General features: G+C 53.8%; 16 protein-coding genes. 7 read left to right on the top strand and 9 right to left on the bottom strand.

The annotated features are described in order from the left end of the window. Positions 1–39: 39 nt before the first annotated feature. Both ACORNT_RS05545 and ACORNT_RS05540 read right to left on the bottom strand, forming a co-directional pair. Entirely contained in the window at positions 40–2364 is a 2325-nt protein-coding gene (locus tag ACORNT_RS05545) for a bifunctional salicylyl-CoA 5-hydroxylase/oxidoreductase (RefSeq protein ID WP_321396508.1), read from the bottom strand. A gap of 188 nt (positions 2365–2552) precedes the next feature. Further along, positions 2553–2750: a hypothetical protein gene (locus ACORNT_RS05540; protein WP_321396504.1), complete on the bottom strand. Its 198-nt coding sequence runs from the start codon at positions 2748–2750 to the stop codon at positions 2553–2555. Positions 2751–2822: 72 nt separating this feature from the next. Between ACORNT_RS05540 and ACORNT_RS05535 the strand changes: the two genes are divergently transcribed. Continuing rightward, positions 2823–3194, top strand: a complete 372-nt coding sequence (locus ACORNT_RS05535; protein ID WP_321396502.1) for a DUF485 domain-containing protein — start codon at positions 2823–2825, stop codon at positions 3192–3194. Continuing rightward, positions 3187–4863, top strand: coding sequence for a cation acetate symporter (locus ACORNT_RS05530; protein WP_321396499.1), 1677 nt, complete (start codon positions 3187–3189; stop codon positions 4861–4863). Before ACORNT_RS05535 ends, ACORNT_RS05530 begins: the two co-directional genes overlap by 8 nt. Positions 4864–4934: 71 nt before the next feature. On the opposite strand, the gene ACORNT_RS05525 is transcribed toward ACORNT_RS05530, so the two are convergent. Next, on the bottom strand, positions 4935–5981 hold the full coding sequence (locus ACORNT_RS05525; RefSeq protein WP_321396496.1) for a CoA ester lyase: 1047 nt from the start codon (positions 5979–5981) through the stop codon (positions 4935–4937). A 226-nt stretch (positions 5982–6207) separates the two neighbouring features. Here ACORNT_RS05525 and ACORNT_RS05520 point away from each other — a divergent pair, with 226 nt between their 5' ends. Next, positions 6208–7344 (top strand): FAD-binding oxidoreductase, encoded by a 1137-nt coding sequence (locus ACORNT_RS05520; RefSeq protein ID WP_321396493.1) that lies wholly within the window; start codon positions 6208–6210, stop codon positions 7342–7344. Positions 7345–7391: 47 nt separating this feature from the next. Here the strand turns inward: ACORNT_RS05520 and ACORNT_RS05515 are convergent, their stop codons facing one another. Then, complete coding sequence (locus ACORNT_RS05515) at positions 7392–10196, bottom strand: TonB-dependent receptor (protein WP_321396491.1); 2805 nt, start codon at positions 10194–10196, stop codon at positions 7392–7394. Between the two features lie 174 nt (positions 10197–10370). Between ACORNT_RS05515 and ACORNT_RS05510 the strand changes: the two genes are divergently transcribed. After that, positions 10371–11450 (top strand): phytase, encoded by a 1080-nt coding sequence (locus tag ACORNT_RS05510; protein WP_321396489.1) that lies wholly within the window; start codon positions 10371–10373, stop codon positions 11448–11450. Between the two features lie 39 nt (positions 11451–11489). Here the strand turns inward: ACORNT_RS05510 and ACORNT_RS05505 are convergent, their stop codons facing one another. From ACORNT_RS05505 to ACORNT_RS05485, 5 genes are all read right to left on the bottom strand, one after another. Next, positions 11490–12860, bottom strand: a complete 1371-nt coding sequence (locus ACORNT_RS05505; RefSeq protein ID WP_321396486.1) for a sodium-dependent transporter — start codon at positions 12858–12860, stop codon at positions 11490–11492. A 38-nt stretch (positions 12861–12898) separates the two neighbouring features. Continuing rightward, positions 12899–14743, bottom strand: a complete 1845-nt coding sequence (locus ACORNT_RS05500; RefSeq protein WP_321396482.1) for an acyl-CoA synthetase — start codon at positions 14741–14743, stop codon at positions 12899–12901. Between the two features lie 77 nt (positions 14744–14820). Beyond that, positions 14821–15126, bottom strand: coding sequence for a DUF962 domain-containing protein (locus ACORNT_RS05495; RefSeq protein WP_321396480.1), 306 nt, complete (start codon positions 15124–15126; stop codon positions 14821–14823). A 328-nt stretch (positions 15127–15454) separates the two neighbouring features. Continuing rightward, positions 15455–16645: a fused response regulator/phosphatase gene (locus ACORNT_RS05490; protein ID WP_321396477.1), complete on the bottom strand. Its 1191-nt coding sequence runs from the start codon at positions 16643–16645 to the stop codon at positions 15455–15457. Between the two features lie 54 nt (positions 16646–16699). Further along, positions 16700–17002, bottom strand: coding sequence for an STAS domain-containing protein (locus ACORNT_RS05485; protein ID WP_321396474.1), 303 nt, complete (start codon positions 17000–17002; stop codon positions 16700–16702). A 343-nt stretch (positions 17003–17345) separates the two neighbouring features. On the opposite strand from ACORNT_RS05485, the gene ACORNT_RS05480 reads away from it, so the two are divergent. The 3 genes from ACORNT_RS05480 (at position 17346) to ACORNT_RS05470 (ending at position 19102) form a co-directional block, all read left to right on the top strand. Continuing rightward, positions 17346–18242 (top strand): ATP-binding protein, encoded by an 897-nt coding sequence (locus ACORNT_RS05480; RefSeq protein ID WP_321396471.1) that lies wholly within the window; start codon positions 17346–17348, stop codon positions 18240–18242. Positions 18243–18317: 75 nt separating this feature from the next. Then, on the top strand, positions 18318–18920 hold the full coding sequence (locus ACORNT_RS05475; RefSeq protein ID WP_321396467.1) for an enoyl-CoA hydratase/isomerase family protein: 603 nt from the start codon (positions 18318–18320) through the stop codon (positions 18918–18920). Next, positions 18905–19102 (top strand): hypothetical protein, encoded by a 198-nt coding sequence (locus ACORNT_RS05470; RefSeq protein ID WP_321396465.1) that lies wholly within the window; start codon positions 18905–18907, stop codon positions 19100–19102. The genes ACORNT_RS05475 and ACORNT_RS05470 overlap by 16 nt, the downstream gene beginning before the upstream one ends. Position 19103: the final 1 nt, after the last annotated feature.

Below are 19103 nucleotides of genomic sequence, written 5' to 3'. Positions count from 1 at the left end.
AATACCCCGAGCGGACGCATTTTCCGGAAATATATTACCCTAAGCGTTCAGGGCCATCTCTGCCGCCCGCTTGAGATTAGTCTCGAGCTGGGTGAAGGCGGTAAGATATTGTTTCGGCACCTGAACCGCAGGCCCGTGATATTCCTGTTCGGCGGCACTGCGGATCGTCCATTGCGGATCCATCAGGTGCGGCCGGCCGATCATCACAAGATCCGCACGTCCGGCGGCAAGGATACTGTTTACATGGTCGGTTTCAAAGATATTTCCGACCGCCATGGTGGACACATGACCCTCGTTACGGATCTGGTCGGCCATCGGGGTCTGGAACATGCGGCCGAACACCGGGTTGACCTTGTGTACCGGCAGGGTCTGGCCTGTGGACACGTCGATAATATCGGCCCCGGCCTCGACAAAGGCCTTGGAAATCAGCACCGCTTCTTCCGGTGTCACGCCGTCCTCACCGACCCAGTCGGTGGAGGAAATCCGCACGGACATGGGTTTGTCCGCCGGCCAGGCCGCGCGCATGGCATTGAAGACCTCCAGCGGAAAACGCAGACGGTTTTCCAGAGGTCCGCCATAGTCGTCGGTGCGTTTATTGCTGACCGGCGTAATGAAGCTGGACAGCAGATAACCGTGGCCGGCATGCATCTCGATCATGTCAAAGCCGGCCTGGTCGGCCCGTTTTACCGCTGCGACAAAATCGTCGCGGACCCGGTCCATATCATCCCGGGCCATCTCCCGGGGAACCTGATTCTTGTCATCCCAGGCAATCGCAGACGGGGCAATCAGCTCCCAGTTGCCCTCGTCAAGCGGCATATCGTAACCTTCCCAGCCCACTTTGGTAGAGCCCTTGCGTCCGGCATGGGCCAGCTGCATGGCGATTTTCGCCTGGCTGTTGCCATGAACGAAATCCACAACCCGCTTCCAGGCCTGCATCTGTTCGTCGGTATAGATCCCGGCACAGCCCGGCGTGATACGGCCGTCGGCGGAAATATCGGTCATTTCCGTGAACAGTAGGCCGGCCCCGCCCATGGCCCGGGCGCCGTAATGAATGAAATGGAAATCATTGATCAGGCCGTCTTTGGCCGAATACATGGACATGGGGGATACCACCACCCGGTTGGCAAGTTCCATATTGCGGATTTTATAGGGCGTAAACATGGGCGGAACCCGTCCCGCCGGTTTTTCCTTGCCGACCGCCTTGTAGGCCCGGTCCGCAAACCATTTTTCCACCCCTTCCAGCCATTTACCGTCACGCAGCCGCAGGTTCTCATGACTGACCCTCTGGGACCGGGTCAGCAGGCTGTAGGTGAACTGGGTCGGATCGAAATCAAGATAACGGTCCAGCTCCTCGAACCAGGACATGGAGTTGCGGGCCGCGGACTGCAGCTTCAGGGCCTCGAGTTCGCGCTCGTCCTGATAACTGACCAGGGCCTCCCGCACATCCTGACCGGAGTTGAGATGCTTTGCCAGACTGATCGCATCCTCGAAACCAAGCTTGGTACCGGATCCGATAGAGAAATGGGCGGTATGGGCCGCATCGCCGATCAGCACAATATTGTCCTTGACCCAGGTGTGGCACAGTACCCGCGGGAAATTGATCCAGGCGGATCCGCGGATATGGGCCGATTTGGTCATCAGGTCATGGCCGCCGAGGTATTTTTCAAAAATCTTGCGACAGGTTTCGGCGCTTTCCTCGTGGTCCATATGTTCGAAACCCCAGGCATCATAGGTTTCCGGGCCGCATTCAACGATGAAGGTGGAGGTCTCGTTATCGAACTGGTAGGCATGCACCCAGATCCAGCCGTGTTCGGTCTTTTCAAAAATGAACGTGAAGGCGTCATCGAATCGCTGATGAGTGCCGAGCCAGACGAATTTGTTCGGCCGCATGTCAATATCGCAATCGAAGGCCTCGAGATTATTGTTGCGGACCTTGGAGTTCAGGCCGTCAGCCGCCACAATCAGATCCGCGTCGGCAAAGCGAGTCGTCAGGTCCTCGAGCTCGAATTCTGTCTCGAAATGAAATTTGACGCCCAGTTCCAGGGCCCGGTCATAGAGGATGTCGAGAAGGCGCTGGCGGCCGATTCCGATAAAACCGTGACCTCCGGACTTGATCACTTCACCGCGGATATGAACATCAATATCGTCCCAGTGAATCAGTTCGCCGATCATATTTTCGGCGCTGACCGGATCATTGGTCTTAAGGTTTTCCATGGTCTGGTCTGAAAACACCACGCCCCAGCCGAAGGTATCATCGGCCCGGTTACGTTCGTATACCTCGATCTGATGTTCAGGGTTCTGCAGTTTCATGGAAATGGCCAGATAAACCCCGCTGGGGCCGCCACCAAGACAAACTATTTTCATGATATTCTTCCTCTTATCGCCGGAGTTTATCTAATTATTTTAAACTTAATATATTTCTGGGAATAACTCCAGAAGAAATTATTTCTACCCCGACACCATAACCTATATCCCATACTTTTTATTATATATCTCTTTGTTTTAAAATATATTTTAACAAGCGGCGACAGACGGAACATAAAATCGATAATTTATTTTATATATAAAACTGTTTTATTATTGCTGCAAAAACCTTCAGATCGATTCGTTCCTGCCCCTGCTCCTGACAGCATTGCTTCCGTTGATACTCCTGCCTGATTCCTCCCGTTCGGCAAAAATAAATCAGCCTGAAACATAAGCATTCGCGCCATAAAAGTTACAAATGAAACCTTGCCTCCGGCAAAAAACATGCGTATTCTTGCGCTTCTGTAAAACAGCCATTCCATGTTACATAATTAAAATAATTTTTCGGGAGCCCATTTATGTCGGATCAGAAGGCGGATGAGTACGGCGGTAAAGCCGCAGAACAGCAGAAGTACCTGCAGAAACTATCTGAAGACGCTGAATTCAACAGGCTCTGCGGCCTGAGAAAAAGAATGAGCCTGCTGCTCAGCCTGGCCATTGCCGTCCCCTATGGCCTCTATATCCTTCTGACCGCCTTTTCCGCTCCCATCATCAGTCAGGCTGTTACCGACGGGGGCGTCATCACCTGGGGCATGGTGCTTGTATTTCTGGTCATCATCAACGGCATGATCTGTGCCGGGATCTATACCTGGTGGGCGAACACGAAATTCGATCCGGTCCGCAAACAGTTCCTGAAAGACCATGCTGCCGGGGAGAAAGCCAATGGGTAAATCCTCGTTGTTGAAACTTTCCCTCACACTCCTGATCACCCTGCTGCCGCAGGCCCTGTGGGCGGCCGGCGGTGACATCTCGGGCGAGATTGAAAAACAGCCGCTCAACGTCAACGCCATCGTCATGTTCTTTATTTTTGTATTCGCCACCCTCTGCATCACCTGGTGGGCAGCCCGCAAAAACAAAACCAAGGATGATTTCTACGCCGCCGGGGGCGGCATCAAACCGTGGCAGAACGGCACTGCCATTGCCGGCGACTTCATGTCTGCCGCCACCTTTCTCGGCATTACCGGCGCCCTGTTTTCCTTTGGCTATGACGCCACCTTGCTTGCTGTCGGTGTGATGGCCAGCTGGCCGGTGATCCTGTTCCTGATCGCCGAACGGCTGCGCAACCTCGGCAGCTATACTTTTGTCGATGTGGTCTCTTTCCGGCTTGATAAAAAACCGATCCGCACCCTGTCCGCCATCGGCTCCCTGTCGGTGGTGCTGTTTTACCTGATCGCCCAGATGGTCGGCGCCGGCAAGCTGATCCAGCTTCTGTTCGGCATGGAATATATCTATGCCGTGATCCTGGTCAGCTTCCTGATGATCCTCTATGTCAGCTTCGGCGGCATGCTGGCCACCACCTGGGTGCAGCTGATCAAGGCCATCCTTCTGCTGGTCGGCGGCAGCTATATCGCCTTTGCTGTAATGGCCCATTTTGATTTCAGCCTGTCCGCCATTTTCCAGAGCGCCATTGACACCCATCCCCGCGGCAAGGCGCTGATGGAGCCGGGTATCTGGATGGACAATCCGGTTTCCATCATCTCCCTGGGCCTGACCATGATGTTCGGCATCATGGGACTGCCGCACATCCTGATGCGCTTTTTCACCGTGAAGGACGCCAAGGATGCCCGCAAGTCGGTATTCTACGCCACCTCAATCATGGGGTATTTCTATATCCTGATCGTCATCATAGGCTTCGGCGCCATCACCTTTGTGATGAATAATCCGGATTATTACACCCCCGAAGGCAAGCTGATCGGCGGCGGCAATATGGTCGCCCTGCACCTGACCCATATTGTCGGCGGTAACCTGGTACTGGGCTTCATGTCGGCTGTGGCCTTCGCCACCATCCTGGCTGTGGTCGCCGGCCTGACTTTGGCCGGGGCCGCCACCGTGGCCCATGACCTTTATGCCAAAACCTTCAAGTCCGGGCAGACGGTCACCAATGCCGAGGAAATTCGCGTCTCCCGGATCTCCACCTTTGTTCTGGGCGCCATTTCCGTGGTCCTCGGCATCGCCTTTGAACATCAGAATATCGCCTTTGTCGCCTCGCTGGCCATGGCCATCGCCGCCAGCGTCAACTTCCCGATCCTGATCCTGGCCATGTACTGGAAGGGTCTGACCACCCGCGGTGCCGTCTGGGGCGGGGTTGCCGGCCTCATTTCCTCGGTCGGCCTGATCATTCTGGGCCCAGGCGTCTGGACCGGAGTGCTGGGCTATGCAGAGCCGATCTTCCCCCACGCCTATCCGACTTTCTACAGTATGCCGCTGGCCTTTATCGTCACCTGGCTGCTGTCTGTCACCGACAAGAGCGCGCAGGCGGAAAAGGAAAAGGCCCTGTTCGCGGTGCAGATGGTGCGCTCCGAAACCGGCATCGGCGCCTCGGGGGCGTCGGACCATTAACGGCAAGATATACCCGAAATAAAAAGAGCGGCTCACTGGCCGCTCTTTTTATTTGCTATATTGTAAGAAAATTAGAAGCCGTAAGCGGCGCCCAGTTCGGGATCTTTTGAGGCGACGATTTTTGCCAGATCGACAATCACCTTGGCCTGTTTCCAGGTGGCGTCGTCCTGCATCTTGCCATCAATCATTACCGCGCCGGTGCCGTCGGGCATGGCCTCGAGGATTTTCTTGGCAAACAGCACCTCATCCACATCCGGGCTGAAAACTTTCTTGGCGATGGCAATCTGTTTGGGGTGCAGGGACCAGGCGCCCATGCAGCCCATCAGGAAGGCGTTGCGGAACTGGGCCTCGCAGGCGGCATCGTCAGAAAAATCACCAAACGGGCCGTAAAAGGCCTTGAGCCCATAGGTCATGCAGGCATCAACCATACGGGCCACCGTATAATGCCACAGATCCTGTTGATAGAGCGTGCGCGGCGCGCCCTCGCCTTTTGAATCCTCCAGCACGCCGTAAGACGGATGACCGCCGCCGACCCGGGTTGTCTTCATGCCGCGGCTGGCGGCGAGGTCGGCCGGGCCGAGGCTGATGCCGTGCATGCGCGGGCTGGCCGCGGCAATAGCGGACACATTGTCCACGCCCTGGGCGGTTTCCAGAATGGCATGGATCATGATCGGTTTTTCCACATTATGCCGGGCCTCGAGCTGGGCCAGAAGCTGGTCCAGATAATGAATGTCCCAGGGACCCTCCACCTTGGGCAGCATGACCACATCGAGCTTGTTGCCGACGGCGGAAACGATTTCGGTGATATCCTCCAGCATCCAGGGGGAATTAAGGCAGTTGATCCGGGTCCAGAGCCCCGTGTTGCCGAAATCCACCGATCTGGCCACCTCGATAAAGCCGGCCCGGGCCGCTTCCTTGGCGTCGGCCGGGATGGCGTCCTCAAGGTTGCCGAGCAGAACATCCACCTGGCCGACCATATCCGGCACCTTGGACCGCATTTTTTCCACATGAGGCGGAAAGAAATGAATCATCCGTTCCAGCGCCACAGGAATCTCCCGATACGGTTGCGGCGCCCCGATGGCCAGCGGCTTGAAAAAATCCTTTGGTGGTTTCTGCATTTTCTGTCCCTCATTCATTACGGCACTGCACAATATTTTTCAAACTTAACAGAATTTGACTGTAAATCCAGAATAAAGTTACTCATTGGTAACTCTGTATGTAATTTTCTTCCAAAAAAAGACCTCTGTTAAATGCTGCACCACAGTATCACTTCTTTCTTTTCTTCGCCGTAACGGAAAGGCATACTGCCGGCGACAAAAAGAGATTACAGAAGGCATGATACAGATGGATTTTCAGGCAGATTTTATCATCATCGGCGGCGGCATCGCCGGGGCCGGCGCAGGATATGAACTCTCCCGGCTGGGCAAGGTCATTCTTCTCGAGGCGGAAAGCCAGCCCGGCTATCATACCACCGGCCGCTCCGCCGCCGTCTATAGTTCCACCTACGGCCAGGGCGACCCGGTGCTCAGGGCACTTGTGCTGGGCAGTACCGATTTCCTGAAAAACCCGCCGGAAGGTTTCAGTGAACATGCGCTGCTTCATCCGCGGGAACATCTGTTTATTTGCGACCGGGATGACCTCAGGCCTCTGAACAAACTCCATGACGATCTGGCCCGGGTGACCGATGATGTCGCCTGGCTCGGCCGCGAGGAAATCCTGGAGCGGGTGCCGCTGATGACCGAACCATTTCTGGAAAAGGCCCTGCTGGAACGGGATGTCGCCGATATGGACGTGCATGCCCTGCATGAGGGATTCCTGCGCGGCATGAGGTCCCGCGGGGGTATAGTCATGACGGACTCCCCGGCCGAAGCCATTGAACAAATCACCGGCGGCTGGCGGGTCAGCACCCCGACCGGAACTTATGAGGTCCCGATCCTGGTCAATGCGGCCGGGGCCTGGGTGGATCAGGTCGCCAAACTTGCCGGCGTCGCCCCCATCGGTATCCAGCCGCTGCGCCGCACCGCCATTCTGGTCGATCCGCCGGAAGGCGTGAACATCGACAACTGGCCGTTTGTGACCGAGGCCCAGGATAAATTCTATTTCAAACCGGATGCGGGCAAGATCCTCGTCTCCCCCATGGACCAGACCCCGTCCGAACCCTGCGACGCACAGCCCGAGGAAATGGATGTGGCTTACGCCGCCCATTATCTGGAGGAAGCGATTGGCATGCCGGTGCGCAAAATAGATCACCAGTGGGCCGGGCTGCGCAGCCATGTGGCCGATCATCACCCGGTCGCCGGTTTCGCGCCCGATACAGAAGGTTTCTTCTGGCTTGCCGGCCAGGGCGGGTTCGGCATCAAAACCGCCGTCGCCCTCGGCAGGATCACCGCCTCCCTTGTCCAGGGCAAGGGCCTGCCGGAGGACCTCCTCGCTTTCGGCCTGAAACAGTCCGACATCTCGGCGGAACGGCTGCAGAAATAAAAAAGGCCCCGGACCGAAACCCGGGGCTTTCTTTAAATATATTCAGATCAGAAGTTAGCTTTTACACCGAAATTGATGGTCATGTCGAACTCGTCATGTTGCATCAGATAGTCGCCGTCTGCGGTCCGGTAAACCGCATTCCATTTCTCGTTGGTCAGGTTGGAGACTTCGGTATAAATCTTGAAGTTCCTGGTGACTTCATAGCTTGCTGTCACGTCCAGCAGCGTGCGGCCGAGCACATAACGGTCGCCGTCGCCTTCATTGACCTCGTCCAGATATTCACTGCGGTAGCTGAGCGCCGCCCGGATGGAGAAGCCGCCTTTTTCATATCCAATGATGGCGTTGGCCACATGTTCGGAGGTCTTCGGCAGCGGAATGTCCACCAGTTCGCCATCTGCATTGGCATATGACCCTTCACTGTCCGTGTAGGTATAGTTGGCGCCCACGATCAGGCCGTCAAACGGCGCCGGCAGCATAGTCAGATTCTGCTGAAAATTTAGCTCGATCCCGAAGATATCTGCATCTTCACCATTCTGCGGCTGGCTCACTTCGGCAAAATCGATACCGTTTACTGTGATATCTTCAAAGATCTGGTCAAAGTGGAAATTCTTGATCTTCTTGTAAAAGGCACCCGCAGAAACGATAGAATCGTTGTTGGGATACCATTCGACACCCAGATCAAAGTTGTGCGCGCGATAGGGGTTCAGGCTCGGGTTCCCCAGGGATCCTTCACGGATGATTTCGCCATCATCATCTTCAGCTTCGATTTCACCGCTCGGCACCATGTCACCGATTTTCGGGCGAACGACAGCTTTATAGTATGCCGCACGGATAACGGCATTGCTGTCACCAAGGTCATAGCGCATGTTTACGCTGGGCAGCCAGTCGGTGTAACTATTCTCTCCGACGACCTCTGTAACAGAACTCTCGTCACCGACGATAACCTGATTGGCAATTGCATCGAACTCGGTATGTTCGACACGCAAACCGGCTACGATTCGCAGGTTACCCACATCAACACTTCCCATAAGGTAACCGGCCAGAATATCTTCATTGGCTGTATAATCGAGGGCCTCGGAACCGAGTATGGTGTCATCTTCATTGATGGAGAAGCTGTCGATATTATCCCGGAAGAAATCGCGGATTGCCTGGCTATCAGCTGCGAGACCGCCCTGGGCATCATCGATGCCATATCCGGTTGTCGTCGCAAAATCGGCAAGTGTGTAATCCCCCAGGTCTTCATAGACGACAAAAGTGTTATCGCGCATTTTGTCACGCATTTTATACTTGCCGCCGAACTTGATGTAACCCTGGTTGCCGCCGAAATCCATATCCCGGCGCACATCCAGCTTGAAGGCCCATTCGTCATCTTCAGTAATATTGTCTGAATATTCGATCGCATCCATTTCATAGTTGCCCGCATTTGTGAACAGGGCCAGATCGTCATCGCTTGCGAAGATGCTGACCGGCAGGAGCGGGTCGGAAATATCAACGCCAACATTCACACGTTCGTCCGATTTGAAATCTGTATCCAAACGATCCGGTTCCCGTTCCTCGGAATGGGAGTAGGAAACGCTGTATTCAAAGGTCCAGTCATTCACGAATGACTCGCCGCCGAGTACGGTAGAAAAGATTTTCTGGGTTTCGATACGGTCTTTGAGGTCACGGTCAGCTTTGGCCTCATCAATATAGACCAGCGGACCTCCCGTAACACCGTCAGCAAAGACACCGTCTTCATATTTGATTTCGGTCCGCTGACGCAGTTCGCTGTCCTTGAAACGGCTGTAGAGAGAGCGCAGATAAAGGTTGGTGTTGTCTGTCGGACGGAAATCGATATTCAGGGCCGCGCCGAAACGCTCACGGGTCACGCTGTAATCACGCAGCTCCATTTCAGCCGGATACAGATCGCTGATTTCGTTGTCATCGTCATCACTGTTTTTCCAGCCGCCGTCGACTTCCTTGTTATCGGCGCCATGCTTGCGCTCCTGCCAGCTGACGGAGGCGGCAACGGCCAGTTTCTCGCTCAACTGGTCTGCATAAACGGCGGAGACTTTCGGGCTCAGCTTGTCCTGCAACTTGTTGTAGCTACCTTCCGCCTTGAGTTTGATCAGGCGTTCGTCCTTGTCAAAACCGGAAATGGTTTTTACTTCGATGTTGCCGCCGATGAAGTCGCCGTCCATATCCGGCGTTGCGGATTTGGTCACCTGCAGGGTTTCCAGAAGTTCGGACGGAATCACATCCAGCGCCACCTTGCGCTCGTCCCCTTCCGGTGACGGCAGGCTGGTGCCATTGATGGTGGTGGAGTTCAGGTTCGGGTCAATCCCGCGCACGATCACAAAGCGGCCTTCGCCCTGGTCTGATTCCATGGACAGCCCCACCAGGCGGCGGGCGGCCTCGGCGATGTTCTGGTCAGGGAAGTTACCGGCAGCATCGGCAGACAGATAGTTGGCGATATTGTCGGCCGCACGCTGTTTGTTCAGGGAGCTGTTCATGCTGCCCCGGAAGCCAGTGACCACAATCTCTTCCAGGTCGTCCTGACCGAAAATGAACATCTGACTGACATTTTCCTCGCCCACCGTGATGGTGCGTGTCACCGGCGCGGTGCCCACATAGGAAATGCTGACTTCATATGTGCCGGCCGCAAGTCCGCGGAAGCGGAAGCGACCGTCTGTATCTGTGGTGGTTTTAAGACCTTCCGATTTGATCTCTACCATGGCGCCCTCAAGCGCATATCTTTCTGAACCTTCCAGAACCGTGCCGGTAAAATCGGCGGCAGAGGCCACCGAGCCCAGTGTCGCCATTGAAAGTGCTGTCGTTAAAAGAAGTGACTTCACGGAATTTTTTCTGGTCATTTTCCCACCTATTTTGGTTGCGCTTATCTCTCCGGGAGTTACCCTCGGAAATTTTTCGATCAAGATGGGTTTATTTTTATATTGTTACAAAGCTGTAACACTTACATGTATTATTTATGAGAATTAATCTCATTAGCAAAACATAAGATAGTTCATTATTAAGGATATTGCCCGATGACCAAATTCACCCACGGAAGCGCCGCCGTCATTGCCCTGCTGATGGCCGCCTGTGCGCAGCAACCTGAGGAAGAGACCGGGACTGCCGTCAAGGTTTCCGTTACAGCCGATATGGAAACACCTGCTGTGGAAACCGAAGGCGATGCCGCAGATGACATGGCCATCTGGGTCAATCCGGCCGATCCGGAAAAAAGCCGTATCATCGGCACCCAGAAGAAATCCGGTCTGTACGTCTATGACCTGAAAGGCGAGATCGTGCAATTCCTGCCCGACGGGCGCATGAACAATGTTGACCTGCGCGACGGATTTGACCTGGCAGGCAAGCAAGTCACCATTGTCGCCAGCACAAACCGCACCGACCTGAGCATCAGCCTGTACGCCATCGACCCGGAAACCATGGAACTTTACGATGTAGCCAACGGCGTGCAGGCCACCGGCTTCGAAGATCCCTACGGCCTATGCATGTATCACAGCGCCGTCGACGGCAGTTTCTATATCTTTGCCAATGACAAGGATTTCGGCGACTATAAACAATGGCGCCTGGTCGCCACGCCGGAAGGAAAAATACAGCTTGAGGTCGCCCGTGAGTTCACCGTCGGCGATCAGACCGAAGGCTGCGTGGCCGATGATACAACCGGCGAGCTCTATATCGGCGAGGAAAATACCGGCATCTGGAAATATGTCGCTGAGCCGACGTCTGACGAACACCGCCAGTTGATCCGCCTGATCGACAATAACTCCCTGACCGCCGATGTCGAAGGCCTGGCCCTGTATCACACCAAAGGTGGCAAGGGTTATCTTGTCGCCTCCAGCCAGGGCAGCAACAGCTATGCCCTGTTTGACCGGGACAATAACTATGACTATGTGGGCTCGTTCAAAGTGGTGGACGATCCGGAAAAGGGCATTGATGGCGCACAGGAAACCGACGGCCTCGAGGCGCTCAGCACACCCCTGCCCGGATATCCTCAGGGGGTGTTCATGGCCCAGGACGGCTTTAACACCCTGCCGAAGGAAAATCAGAACTTCAAGCTTGTGGACTGGCGCAAGATTTCAGATGCGCTGAAGCTTCGTCCCTGACAGAAAAAGGCCTCCTGGATTTCAGGAGGCCTTTTCGTTCTATGTAGTAATGAAGTCCCAGAAAATATAGCCAAGGCCGATCGGCACCACCACCTTGATCAGCAGGCGCCAGAATTTAAACAGCCAGCTGTCGGCAAGACCGAGTTCTTCCAGAAGCGCCGTCCGCTTCATGATCCAGCCGGCAAATATAGCGATCAGCAGACCGTTCAGCATCATGAAGACATTGGCCGAGAAATAGTCCAGCAGATCGAAAATGCCCATTGTCTCAAAGGTTTTGAACATGCCGAGCGGCCTGAAGTCGCTCATCACATTCAGGGACAGGGCCGCCAAAATGCCTATCGCCCAGGTCACCGCCCCGGCCAGGAAGGTCATTTTCAGGCGCATGTGCGGCACCCGTTCCTCCAGATAGGAGACCATCGGTTCCAGCAGGGAGATGGTTGACGTCACGGCGGCGAAGGTGATCAGCAGGAAGAACAGAACCCCGAAGACCTGACCGAACGGCATTGTGTCAAAAACGATCGGCAGGGTCACAAACACCAGCCCCGGGCCGGCTTCGGGATCAAGCCCGTTGGCAAAGACAATCGGAAAAATGGCAAGCCCGGCCAGAAGAGCCACAAGCGTGTCCGCAAAGGCCACGCCACAGGACATTTTCGGAATGGAGATGTCCTTGGTCAGGTAGGCGCCGTAGGTCATGATCGCGCCGCTGCCGAGCGACAGGGAGAAAAAGGCCTGTCCGGCTGCCTCCAGCACGCTCTTGGCGTTGATCTTGCTGAAATCAGGTGTGAACAGGAAATCAACCGCCTTGGTCACATTCCCGGCATAAAGGGCATAGGCCACCAGCACGAGCAGGATGATAAACAGGGCCGGCATCAGGATTTCAACCGCCTTTTCGAGGCCGCCTTTCACGCCGCGGGCGACAATGCCCATGGTGATCAGCATGGCCACCGTCTGCCAGAAAATCATCGTCACAGGGTCGCTCATCATGCCGTTGAAATTTGCCTCAACCGCCGTCGAATCCAGACCCGAAAGCGAACCCGAGCCCATTTTCACCACATAGTTCAGGGTCCAGCCCGCCACAACACCATAGAAAGACAGGATGCCGATCGGCACTAGCACATAAGACCAGCCAAGCGCATTCCATAGCCTCCTGGCAGGCTTGTCCGCACCAATGGTCGCCAGCGAATTCACCGGGCTCATCTGATATCGACGGCCAATCATAAGTTCGGTCATTACCACCGGGATACCGAACAGGATCACCATGCCGATATACAACAGCACAAAGGCGCCGCCGCCATTTTCACCGACCACATAGGGAAACCGCCAGATATTGCCGAGGCCGACGGCAGAGCCCACCGCCGCCAGCAGGAAGGTCAGTCCCGACGACCACTTTTCATGTTTGGCTACAGCCATGATTTAAATCCCTCTTTTATTATTGTTCCCGTTTATCTTCAGTTTTTGATTTTATAGCTAAAGGCATAGGCATCCAGAATATTTTCTATGCGGCTTCTGTCCGGACCGGAAATGCCCTTTTTCAGGGTAATTTCCGCCAGCGTCCCAAAAGTCGGATCCGCGTGGACATCGACGGATAATATACTGTCCGTTTCCGCCAGCGCCTTCTCACATTCGCGCCGGATTGCATCAAGCCTCAAGGCAGGCTTGAACGGTTTTCCCACCGCCGTCAACGGTATTTCGTCAATAAAATATATTTCTTTCGGAATCGCCGCCCTTTCGGCAATATTTTGCTTTGAAAACTCAAAAAGCGTGCCTTTTCTTACCTTGGCATCCGGCTTCAGAACAACATACGCCACCGGCAATTCACCGGCATAGGGATCGGGCTGTCCCACCGCGGCCACCTGGGAAATCGCCTCATGTGTTATCAGGGCGTTTTCGATCATTGCCGGATCAATATTATGTCCGCCGCGAATGATCAGTTCCTTGTGGCGTCCGGTCAGCCAGAAATAACCGTCCGCATCCTGACGTCCCCGGTCACCGGTATTCAGCCAGCCGCCGTCAAGCCAGATGCCTTGATTGGCGTCCTGTTGCACATAACCGGGGAATACATTCGGGCCGCGAATGACAATTGTGCCGATCTCGTCTGTCCGGCTGTCGCGCAGGTAGGACCCGGCCCCATCGAGTTGCACCGATTTCATTTCCTGGTAGGGCAGCCGGAACCCGATAGACCCTGGCCGGCGATCACCGGCCCGGGGATTGCAGGAACTGACACAGGTGCCTTCGGTCAGGCCATAGCCTTCCAGAATGGACAGGCCGGTCGCTGTCTCAAAACGGCGGATGACTTCCCGGGGCATCGGCGCGGCCCCACAGATGGCAAAATCCAGGGAGGAAATATCACACTCCCCGATCGGTACATTAAGAAGCCCCGCATAGAGCGTCGGCACACCGGAGAAAAAGCTAATCCCGTACCGGTCGATAAGCCGCCAGAAGTTGCTGATAACCTCGGGCGACCTGAAACCCGCCGGTGTCGCCAGAACCACCGTCGCCTGGTGCATGAAACAGGCCAGCCCTGTCACAATTGCCGCATTGACATGAAACAGGGGCAGACCGCACAGGGCAACCGCGCTGCCGTCAATCCCGCCGACGAGCGACGTCATAAAGGCATCTGAAACCTCATTGAAATGAGTATGCCGGGCCAGTTTCGGCACACCTGTCGTTCCGCCGGTATGAAAAAGAGAGGCCGTATCCTCTTCCCTGATCTGCCGGTTACTGTCAAGCGAGGCGCTATTATAGCTGGATATGACCTGGTCATATTGGATGATCCTGTCTCCCTCTTGGGGCGAGCCGCCGACCTGGATAAGCTTCTCAAGGTTTGGGCAGGCTTCCAGGACCTGGAGTGCCTTTTCCCAGGTATCGCTTCCCGGTACCGGCCCCGGCGCCACCAGCAGCTTGCTGCCGGCCGCTATGACAATACCGGCAATATGCCCGGCTTCAAGAAAGGGATTGACCGGATTGACGATGCCGGCGGCCTCCCCGCCCCACAGGATAAAATGGGTCTGCGGCAAATTCGGCAACAGGGAGGTGACAACATCATCGGGGCCAATGCCGAGGTCATACAGAAGATTGGCCGTCTGGTTAATCCGGCTGAACAGACCGGCATAGGAAATATGGACGGGACTTACCTCGTTGTCAGCCGTTTCAAGAAAAATCAGGGCCGTTCTTTCCGGTGCCTTTTCAGCAGCCTGCCGAAACACAGCGTAACTTGTCCCGGCCCCGGCAAGGCGTTCCCTTAAGGGTACTTTTTCTATTTTTTGTACATCATCAAGAGTGGCTATCTGCACCCTTCTTCTCCCAGCATACGTCCCGAAAAGCTACAGAAAACCCTGTCAGGGGGAAAGCAAATTCCGTGTCGCGTCTCTCAAAAGGAGACCCTGCCCAGCCACATATCCCTGTACATGACAAAATCACCCAACAGGCTGTAGAGGGGGTATTTAAAAGTTGCCGGTCTGTTTTTTTCGAAAACAAAATGCCCGATCCAGGCAAATCCATATCCAAACAGGGGAAGCAACCACAACAGAATAAACTGGGACGTCAGAACGGCATAGAGGAACCAGAAAATGACCAGACTCGTGCCCAGAAAATGAAGTTTCCGGCAAGTTCTGTCGGAATGTTCGGCAAGGTAGAAGGGGTAAAATTCCCGAAATGATTGAAATTTCCTGTCCATGAAAAACTCCCTGTATATTTCATTTTAACCTCATCAGGGCCCGAGTCTCAAGTATTTCCGGAGTCCCGTTTTGGGACAGTCTGATTCGGGCCGTGAACTCAGGCGGTTACAGATCATCCATCGGGATTGTCCAACAATATGTTAGAATATCTTCAGGTATTAAAGAGATGTAAGGGGAGATTGAAGTGTTGAAATCACAGATCGAAAATTTCTTTATGGCGTTTCTCGTCTCCTACGTTCTGTCGGTGCTTATTATGATCAATATATCAGCCTGACAGTTCCCGGAAAGAAGCCATAAACCACGGACCAGAGATTTTAGAGGTGCCTGTTATCCGTCCAGCGCCCGCAGGAATACTGCAGTCATGTCATCCTGATAGGGGCGCCGAAGCACCTGCTCGATTTTGCTGGACATTATTTCACAAAGCGTCAAATCCATGCGAGGGTCCAGCAAAGATTCCCTGAACAGTTCCAGAAGCCCCTCTTCTTCCAGAGGCCTGCCCTCCATATCCGGCGTTTCCGTCAAAACATCACTGTAAAGGAATATCAAATCCCCCGGCGCAAACGGCACTTCACGTCGAATGTAGGTTGCCTGCTCATTTGCCCCGAGCGGGAAGCCTGACGGATCAAGAAGCTTGATCTCCCCGCTCCCCTGCCGGCCGATCATTGGCGAAGTTGATGCCGCACCGGAATAGACAAGCGTGCGCGCCGGAACATCGATAAAACCACACAGCATCGTGGCATATTGCTCCACAGGCAAGAGCCGGTAAAGCTGGCGATTGAGCTCCGCCAGATAAACTTCCGGGGAAGGAAGAACATCCGAGTGCTCAATCAGGGAGTGCAGACGGAAAGTATTCAGGGCAGCAGACACACCATGACCGGCAAAATCCACAATGTAGAAAAACAGCCTGTTGTCGTCGAGCACCCGAAGACCCCAGAAATCCCCTCCAAGTTCATCCGAACTTTCATACTGATATAAAACGCGTACCCGGAGCTGATCCTCGACCTGTTGCAAATACTCCGTGCCGGGCATCAGCGCCTTCTGCATTTCACGCGCGACTTCCAGGTCCCTGGTCAGCCGGGCCTGATAATTCTTCAACCCCCTCAACAACAACCTGTTTTCAAGATGTATGCGAGTTCGGGCAATCAGTTCCATTGGGGACAGTGGTTTCGAAACAAGGTCCGTTGCGCCAACCTCAAAGGCCTGGGCCCGTTCCTCCGGCTCTGACATGGCGGTCTGCACAAGAATAGGTAGATCCACATATTTTGCCTGCTGCCGAAGGGTACGGCAGACTTCAAAGCCATCCATATTCGGCATAATAAGATCCAGAATGACAAGATCGGGATTGATCTGCTCTATCTTTTCGAGGGCGTCAACACCGTCAACGGCAAAATGCAGATTCTCGAACCCTCCCTTGCTCAGATAGGAAGATATGAGCAGGCGGTTGAGCTCCACATCGTCGACGATGAGAATGCATCCCGAGAGAGCCTCCTGATTTATGGATGGTTTACCAACCATCATGGCCTGTTGCCTTTTTGCCTCTGCGGATGACTACTCACCCGACGTCACCCTTCGTCACACAATTTCAAACATTTTATCGAATTGCGCAACGTCAAACATTCTTTTGACCTGCCCCTGGGGCTGCTTCAACACGAGCTTGGAGGAAAGTTTTCCAACCTCATCCTTGGCAAGAAGAAGCATGCCCAGCCCGGCAGAATCGATAAACTCCACATCGGACAGGTCCACGACATTTTCAGAAGCAGACGCATCCTGCATTTTTTTGATGATTTCCCGGAAACCTTCCAGATCGGAAAAAGTAATTTTCTCACTGAGAATTGCTTCAAAACTGTTATTCGCCGCTTCCACACGGTATCTCATGGCCATTCCTCTTATTCAGTTTAATATGATGATAAATGTAATATTTATTGCTCATGCAAAAACCCGGCTACCACTATGCTTATTTTTTCATTCCGCACGACACAAAGCAAACTTAATTACATTCGAATATTAATTATCAAAAATTAACAATGTTTTAAATCACACAACCCTAATCATTTATTTAGGTCATACTTATATTTTTTGCCGGTACAGTAGTGTGTCGCAATATCATTAACTCTCAGGTAAGCATTTTAGAATAGCATCATGCGCGTAAAGGTGGTGCCTTCTGAACAGCGGGACGAAATAATTCACTTCTCCGGTGAAGAAACATGAAATTTGGTCAATGATGACACTTGTAATATTTGACAATGCGGGTTTGCCTCCCCAGGAACTCGACAGCATTCTTTCCGATGACCGACTGCATTGTGTGCAGACAGACAATCCTCAGGAAGCGACAGATATCCTTCTGGAAGTATGTTCGCGGGAGCATGAACCCAAACTGGCCATTCTGTTGAGCGGTCAATTCCTCGCTAAAGCAGGACATGACCTGATCCGTCATCTCGATGAATCCAAAATCCTTCGTAATGTGCCGCTGATCGTCTTCATCGACGATGAGGATTCCTACAACAGGCTGAGAAAAGAATATAGCGGCAGCCTTTACTGGTTGCACAAACCCTTCCAGATGATTTCCCTCATTTCCATTCTCGAATCTGCGCTGGAAGATTATTTGCAACGCCAAAAACTCCGCCATGAGGTAAAATCACGAGAATCCGTTATCGGCTATATCCAGAAAGGGACTTTCCGGATCAAAAATTTTCATGAAGCCGAAAAAACTGCCACCATGTTGTCGCTCAGCTGTCCTGATCCGGACCGAATCGCGTTTGGACTGTTCGAGCTGCTGGCCAATGCCATCGAGCATGGCAATCTGGGCATAACCTTCGAGGAAAAACGCCGGCTCCTGGAATCAGGCACCTTCCGCGAGGAGATTGAGAAACGGCTGAAACAACTCGACTATAAAGACAAATATGTTGAAATCGCCTTTGAACTGAAAGACGATAAAGTCATCTTCCAGATCACCGACCAGGGAAACGGTTTCGATGTGGAAAACTATATTTCAGCAAAGATTGAAGCCACACCCCTGCCCCTCGGTCGGGGAATTGCGCTGGCCCGAGAAACCAGTTTCGACACCCTGGAATATCTCGGCAAAGGCAATATCGTCAGGGCCACCGCCCGATTTTAGGTCTTGCGCCGCCCCTGTTGATCATTATTCTGTCGTCACATCAAAATGAAAGACAGAACAGGGGAAAGACAGACTATGGCTGATGCCGGTATCCGCCTTCACAAAGATAATGAAATTGCCTGGCTTGTTCTGAACCGGCCGGAGAAAAAAAACGCCCTGGACAAGTCCATGTGGGCCTCAATTCCCTCCCTTGTTCAGGAGGCTGTTTCAAATCCGGGCATCAAGATCCTGATTGTCCGCTCGGAGAATCCGGGATTTTTCTCCGCCGGGGCAGATATCGGCGAATTCAGCCTGTTCATGGCCGACCGGAACGCCCGGAACGACAACCGCCAGGCAATCAAAGAGGCCTGCCGGGCGCTCGAGAACTGTCCCCTGCCCACTGTGGCCATGATCCAGGGCCCCTGCGTCGGCGGCGGCTGCATTCTGGCCCTGACCTGCGATATCCGTTTCGGCGATGAAAAATCAAAATACGGCATTACGCCGGCCAAACTGGGACTTGTCTACGGTCTCGCCGATACCAGAAGGCTTGTTGATCTGGTCGGACCGTCCCAGGCAAAACAGATCCTGTTTACGGCCGGCATTTTTTCCTCTCACAGGGCCCTGCGGATTGGCTTGGTCAATGACATATTTCCTGATGATAAACTGGAAGAGGAAACCGAAAAATGGCTGCGGAGATGATTGCCAATTCAACCCACAGCCTGCGCCATATGAAACAGAATATTGTCCGGGTGATGGGCGGTCAGCGGGAAGATGACGAAAAATCAGAAACACTTTTTAATGATGCGTTCGACGGCCCTGACCACAAAGAGGGGGTCGAGGCCTTCCTGAACAAGAGAAAACCGGAGTTCGGCAAAGGCTGAC

The sequence above is a fragment of the Emcibacter sp. genome, assembly GCF_963675455.1.
Lineage (GTDB): Bacteria > Pseudomonadota > Alphaproteobacteria > Sphingomonadales > Emcibacteraceae > Emcibacter.
This window is presented reverse-complemented; position numbering and strand designations above follow the sequence as displayed.